Annotated in this window: 5 protein-coding genes; 3 read left to right on the plus strand and 2 right to left on the minus strand. The window is 68.4% G+C overall.

The annotated features are described in order from the left end of the window. Positions 1 to 2: 2 nt before the first annotated feature. The gene (locus tag JNW87_RS04615; RefSeq protein WP_238453164.1) at positions 3 to 1115 is read right to left on the minus strand and encodes a transposase; all 1113 of its coding nucleotides are present in this window, start codon (positions 1113 to 1115) and stop codon (positions 3 to 5) included. 101 nt (positions 1116 to 1216) lie between these two features. On the opposite strand from JNW87_RS04615, the gene JNW87_RS04620 reads away from it, so the two are divergent. The 3 genes from JNW87_RS04620 to JNW87_RS04630 are packed head-to-tail and all read left to right on the plus strand — an operon-like array spanning position 1217 to position 4465. Further along, on the plus strand, positions 1217 to 2059 hold the full coding sequence (locus JNW87_RS04620; protein ID WP_238453165.1) for a nitrilase-related carbon-nitrogen hydrolase: 843 nt from the start codon (positions 1217 to 1219) through the stop codon (positions 2057 to 2059). Continuing rightward, complete coding sequence (gene hydA / locus JNW87_RS04625; RefSeq protein WP_238453166.1) at positions 2056 to 3459, plus strand: dihydropyrimidinase; 1404 nt, start codon at positions 2056 to 2058, stop codon at positions 3457 to 3459. The genes JNW87_RS04620 and hydA overlap by 4 nt, the downstream gene beginning before the upstream one ends. A 13-nt stretch (positions 3460 to 3472) precedes the next feature. Beyond that, entirely contained in the window at positions 3473 to 4465 is a 993-nt protein-coding gene (locus tag JNW87_RS04630; RefSeq protein ID WP_238453167.1) for a TIGR03842 family LLM class F420-dependent oxidoreductase, read from the plus strand. A gap of 76 nt (positions 4466 to 4541) precedes the next feature. On the opposite strand, the gene JNW87_RS04635 is transcribed toward JNW87_RS04630, so the two are convergent. Next, on the minus strand, positions 4542 to 6256 hold a 1715-nt coding region (locus JNW87_RS04635), incomplete at its 5' end, for a TIM-barrel domain-containing protein (protein WP_305070442.1).

Consider the following 6256-nt stretch of genomic DNA (forward strand, 5'->3'; position numbering starts at 1 on the left):
TTTCACCTCTCCGCCAGCCCGGCGGCGAGAATGTTGCACGCGGCGTTGACGTCCCGGTCGTGCACGGCATCACAGCCGGGACACGTCCAGGCGCGAACGCCGAGGGTCATCGCGTTGTTGATCCGCCCGCACGCCGAACAGGTCTTCGTGCTCGGATGCCAGCGGTCGACGGCGATCACCTGCCGCCCGTACCAGGCGGCCTTGTACTCGATCATGCTGCGCAGGTGTGTCCATGCCGCGTCGGAGATGGCGCGGGCCAGGCTGTGGTTGCGCAGCATGTTGCGCACGCTGAGGTCTTCGATCGCGACCGTTTGGTTCTCGCGGACGAGTCGAGTCGACAGCTTGTGCAGGTGATCCCGCCGCCGGTCGGCGATGCGGCAGTGGATGCGGGCCACGGCAAGCCGAGCTTTGGCCCGGTTCTTGGTGTCCTTGCCCTTACGGGACAGGTTCCGCTGCGCCTTGGCCAACTTGCGCCGGTCGGCGCGCTCATGACGCGGGTTGGTGATCTTCTCCCCGGTGGACAAGGTGAGCAGGCTCGTGATGCCCAAGTCCACCCCGACCGCCGTGGACAGCGGCGGCAGTGGCTTGACGGTGGAGTCGTCGACCAGCAGGGACACGAACCACCGACCGGCCGCGTCGCGGGACACTGTGACCGTCGACGGTTCGGCCCCTTCGGGCAGGGGCCGCGACCACACGATGCCCAGCGGGGCGTCCATCTTGGCCAGGGTGAGTTGCCCGTGACGCCAGCGAAACGCCGAGCGGGTGTATTCCGCCGACGCCCGGGACTTGCGCTTGGCCTTGAAACGCGGGTAGCGCGACCGCTTGCCCCAGAACGCGGCGAACCTGGCTTGCAGGTGCCGCAGCGTCTGCTGCAACGGCACCGAGCTGACCTCGTTAAGGAACGCCAGCTCCTCGGTGCGCTTCCACTCGGTCAGCCACGCCGAGGACTGCACATAGGTGCTGCGCTGCCGGTCAACGGCCCACGCACGAGTGCGCGCCTCCAAGGCGAGGTTGTAGACCTTTCGCACGCACCCGAAGGTGCGGTTGAGCTGATCGGCCTGCCCTGGAGTCGGATAGAAGCGGTACTTGTATGCCCGCTTCACCACCTCACCCACGCCTCACATTCTATCCACCCATCATGCAAGACGAGCATCGAGGGGAGGGAGCGGCGTTACCTCCCGGCCCTAAACGGCCGGGTTTCCACGCCGCGATCCTGATGAGCAACATCATCCGAGCCGGGCTGGTGCAGCAGAAGTGGACCGGCGACAAGGAGTCGATGATCGCCAACGCGGTCGAGGCCATTCGCAGCGCCGCCTCGCAGGGCGCGCAGGTGGTCTGCCTGCAGGAGTTGTTCTACGGCCCGTACTTCTGCCAGATCCAGGACGCGGACTACTACTCCTACACCGAGGCGATCCCGGACGGGCCGACGACCGCGCTGATGCGGGAGGTCGCCGAGCAGCACGGCGTGGTGCTGATCGTGCCGATGTACGAGCAGGAACAGCCGGGCGTCTACTACAACACCGCCGCTGTGATCGACGCCGACGGCACCTACCTCGGCAAGCACCGCAAGAACCACATTCCGCAGGTGAAGGGTTTCTGGGAGAAGTTCTACTTCAGGCCGGGAAACCTCGGCTATCCGGTGTTCGACACCGCGGTCGGCCGCATCGGCGTCTACATCTGCTATGAGCGGCACTTCCCGGAGGGCTGGCGGGCTCTGGGCCTGGCCGGCGCGAAGATCGTCTTCAACCCCTCCGCCACAAGTCGCGGCCTGTCGGAGTATCTGTGGCGGCTGGAGCAGCCCGCGGCCGCGGTCGCCAACGAGTACTACGTCGGCGCGATCAACCGGGTCGGCGTGGAACCGTTGGGCGACAACGACTTCTACGGCCAGTCGTACTTCGTCGACCCGCGCGGGCAGTTGGTCGGCGACGCGGCGTCCGACACCGAGGACGAGGTCGTCGTACGCGACCTGGACATGGACAAGCTGGCCGAGGTCCGTGACCTGTGGGCGTTCTACCGCGACCGGCGGCCCGACACGTACGAATCGCTGGTGACGCCATGAGCATCGTCATCCGGAACGGAACAGTCGTCAACGCCACCGGGGCGTACCCGGCCGACGTGCTGGTGGAGGGCGAGCGGATCGCGGCGCTTGCCGCGCCCGACTCAGGTCTGGCGCAGCAGTGGGCGTCCGGCGCCGAGCGCGTGATCGACGCCACCGGGAAGTACGTGGTGCCGGGCGGCATCGACGGCCACACCCACATGGAGATGCCGTTCGGCGGGACATTCTCGGCGGACAATTTCGAGACCGGGACGATCGCGGCAGCCTGGGGCGGCACGACGACCATCGTGGACTTCGCCGTACAGGGCAAGGGAACGTCCCTGCTGTCCGCGCTGGACAAGTGGCACAGCAAGGCCGACGGTAACTGCGCGATCGACTACGGCTTCCACATGATCATTTCGGACGTCAACGACACGTCTCTCAAGGAGATGGAGGCCTGCATCGACGCGGGCGTCAACACGTTCAAGATGTTCATGGCCTATCCGGGTGTCTTCTACGCCACCGACGGGGAGATCCTGCGGGCGATGCAGAAGGCCCGGGACACCGGCTCGATGATCATGATGCACGCGGAGAACGGCATCGCCATCGACCAGCTCGTCGCCCAAGCGCTGGCCAGCGGTCACACGGACCCGGTGCAGCACGGGCTGACCCGGCCGCCCGAGCTGGAGGGCGAGGCGACCTCACGGGCGATCACGCTGGCAAAGGTCACCGGCTCGCCGCTGTACATCGTGCACCTGTCCGCCGCGCACGCCCTCGACGCGGTCACCCAGGCCCGCGACACCGGCCAGAACGTGTTCGCGGAGACCTGCCCGCAGTACCTGTTCCTGTCCCTGGACGACCTGGCCAGGCCCGACTTCGAGGGCGCGAAGTACGTCGCCTCTCCCCCGCTGCGACCCAAGGAGCACCAGGCGGAACTGTGGCGGGGCCTGCGCACCAACGACCTGTCGCTGGTGTCCACCGATCACTGCCCCTTCTGCTTCAAGGACCAGAAGGAACTGGGCCGGGGCGACTTCTCCAAGATCCCGAACGGGATGCCGGGCGTCGAGCACCGGATGGACCTGCTCTATCAGGGCGTCGTGAAAGGCGAGATCACCCTGCCGCGCTGGGTGGAGATCAGCTCCACCACGCCCGCCAGGATGTTCGGCCTCTACCCGCGCAAGGGCGTCATCGCGCCCGGCGCGGACGCGGACCTCACGGTGTACGACCCGACGGCCAGGCAGACCATCTCGGCCAGCACCCACCACATGAACGTGGACTACTCCGCGTACGAGGGCATGGAGCTGACCGGGAAGGTCTCCACCGTGCTGTCCCGTGGTCGGGTCGTCGTCGACGACAACGCCTTCCATGGCGCGGCGGGACACGGCACGTTCCTCAAGCGCGATCTCAGTCAATACCTGGTCTGACCAAGGAGGGACCGTGGACTTCGGTGTCGTACTCCAGACCGACCCGCCCGCTCGCGACGTCGTGGCGGGTCTCACCGCCGCCGAGGACAACGGCTTCCGCTACGGATGGACGTTCGACTCCTGCGTATTGTGGCAGGAGCCGTTCGTCATCTACTCGCAGGTCCTCGCCGCGACCAAACACCTGATCGTCGGGCCGATGGTGACCAACCCGAGCACGCGCGACTGGTCGGTCACCGCGTCGCTCTTCGCCACCCTCAACGAGATGTTCGGCAACCGCACGGTGTGCGGGATCGGCCGCGGCGACTCGGCCCGGCGGGTCATCGGCCAACCGCCGGCGAGCTTGGCCACGCTGAGCGAGGCCATGCACGTGATCAAGGAGCTGGCCGAGGGCAACGAGGTCGAGCATCACGGCACGCCGGTGCGCATCCCGTGGGTGCGTGACGGCAGGCTGGAGATCTGGATGGCCGCGTACGGCCCGAAAGCGTTGCGGCTGGTCGGCGAGCAGGCCGACGGCTTCATCCTGCAGACGGCCGATCCCGACATCGCCCGGTGGACGATCGGTTCGGTACGCGACGCGGCCATCGCCGCGGGCCGGGACCCCGACTCGATCACCATGTGTGTGGCCGCACCTGCGTACGTGGGCACGAATCTCGCGCACCAACGGGACCAGTTGCGCTGGTTCGGCGGCATGGTCGGCAATCACGTGGCCGACCTGGTCGCCCGCTACGGCGACTCCGGGGTCGTGCCCAAGGCGCTGACCGACTACATCAAGGGCCGCGAGGGTTACGACTATTCACACCACGGTCGCGCCGGCAATCCGTCCACCGACTTCGTACCCGACGAGATCGTCGACCGGTTCTGTCTGGTCGGACCCGAGTCGGCGCACGTCGACCGACTGCAGGAGCTCAAGGAGATCGGGGTCCACAACTTCGCCCTCTACCTCATGCACGACGACAAGGAGAAGACCCTCACCGCGTACGGCAAGGACGTGATCACGCAGGTCTGACGCGCCGGCTGCGCCGCACGGGTCGGCGGCGCAGCGGCGGAGCCACTCGCATTCGTGGCCGGCGCGGCCGGGTGGATCAAGCCAGGCGGCGGTAGACCGGGATCTCGTCGATCGGCACCCTCCGGTGAACCTCGACCGGGCCACTGTGCCGCTCGCCGGTGAAGAAGTCCTCCCACTCCCCCGCCGGCAGCCACACCGGCCACGTCGTGGCCCCGGGTTCGGTGACCGGGGCGACGAGCAGGTCGTCGCCGAGTTGCCACTGCTGCGGCCAGTCCCAGACCCGCTTGTCGTCGGGGTGGTCGAAGAAGAGCGGTCGCATCAATGGTTTTCCGGTCCGCACCGACCGCTCCGCCTGGTCCACGAGGTACGGCACGAGTTCCTCGCGCAGCCGGGCGAAGCGCCGGAAGACCTCCAGCACCCGCTGCTCCCCGGTGCGCTCGGCGATGTTCCACGGCGTACGGTCCACCGACGGGTCGCGATGGTGGTTGAACTCGGAGTGGTACTGCATGATCGGGGCGAAACAGGCGGCCGCCGCCGAACGCAGGTACAGCTCGGCGTCCGGGATGTCCCCGGAGAAGCCGGCCAGGTCCCAGCCCCAGAAGAAGATGCCGCCGACACCGGCGGTCAGGCCGGCGGTGATCGACGCCCGGTACGCCTCCCAGGTGGAGTCCTCGTCGCCGGCCCAGTGCGCGGGAAAGGCGGCGGACCCGGTGAAGCCGGCCCGGCTGAACGTCAGGCCGTCGGTCCCCGCTGACCGCATCAGTTCGTGGTAGGCGGCCGCGTATCGCACCGGGAAGAGGTTGTTCCCCTCGTCGCCGCGTGATCCGTCGGAGTACCGCAGATCGTGACCCCACGGGTGCTCGCCACCGTCGGTCTTGAAGCCGTCGACGCCGAGCTCCTCGACCAGGTAGCGGCGCTTGTCCAGCCACCAACGCCGGGCCTCGGGGTTGGTCCAGTCGGGCAGCAGCGCGCCGGGGAACCACCAGCCGCGGTTGCGGTGCGGTGAGCCGTCGGCCTCCCGGACGGCGTAGCCGCGCGCGGCGAGCGTCGCGAGGTCAGCGGCGACCTGGCCGTCGTTGCCGCGGTCGGTCGGGATCAGTGGGATCTGCCAGAGCAGCACCTTCACGCCGGCCCCGTGCAGCTCGTCGATCATCGCCTTCGGATCGGGCCAGGCCCCGTCGGCTGGGAATTCGAAGTCGGCGAGGCGGTGCGGCGCGCCGTCGGGATGCACCTCGTAGCGCGCGTCACGGAACGCCACGAAGGTCGCCTCGTCGCTCCAGGCCTCGATGACGACCGCCCCGACCGGGATGTCCTCGGCGAGGCTGCGGCGCACCTCGGCCAGCACTCGGGCCTGCGTGTTCCACTCGTTCCCGCTCATCCACGGCCGGAACACCCAGGCCGGTGGCAGCGGGGGCTGCCCGGTTTCGGTGAGGAACTTCCGCACGACCGTCGCCGGCTCGCCGGTGTACAGCCGCAGCGGCAGGACGGGCGTCCCCGGGTCGATCTCGGCCTCGATGAGGATGCGGTCCGGGCGGGAGGCGCCGACGTCGTACCAGGTCCGCCGGCTGGTCACCACATGGAAGCCCCAGCCGGCCTCCCCGCCGACGACCACCGCGAACGGCATCGGCAGGTAGCTGCGGTGTCCCTGCCGCTTGTACTGCTCGAACACCGTCGCGTCGAGCACCTGGCCGCGCTGGTCACCACATGGAAGCCCCAGCCGGCCTCCCCGCCGACGACCACCGCGAACGGCATCGGCAGGTAGCTGCGGTGTCCCTGCCGCTTGTACTGCTC

This window comes from Micromonospora sp. ATA51 (assembly GCF_016802855.1).
Taxonomy (GTDB): Bacteria; Actinomycetota; Actinomycetes; order Mycobacteriales; family Micromonosporaceae; genus Micromonospora; species Micromonospora sicca.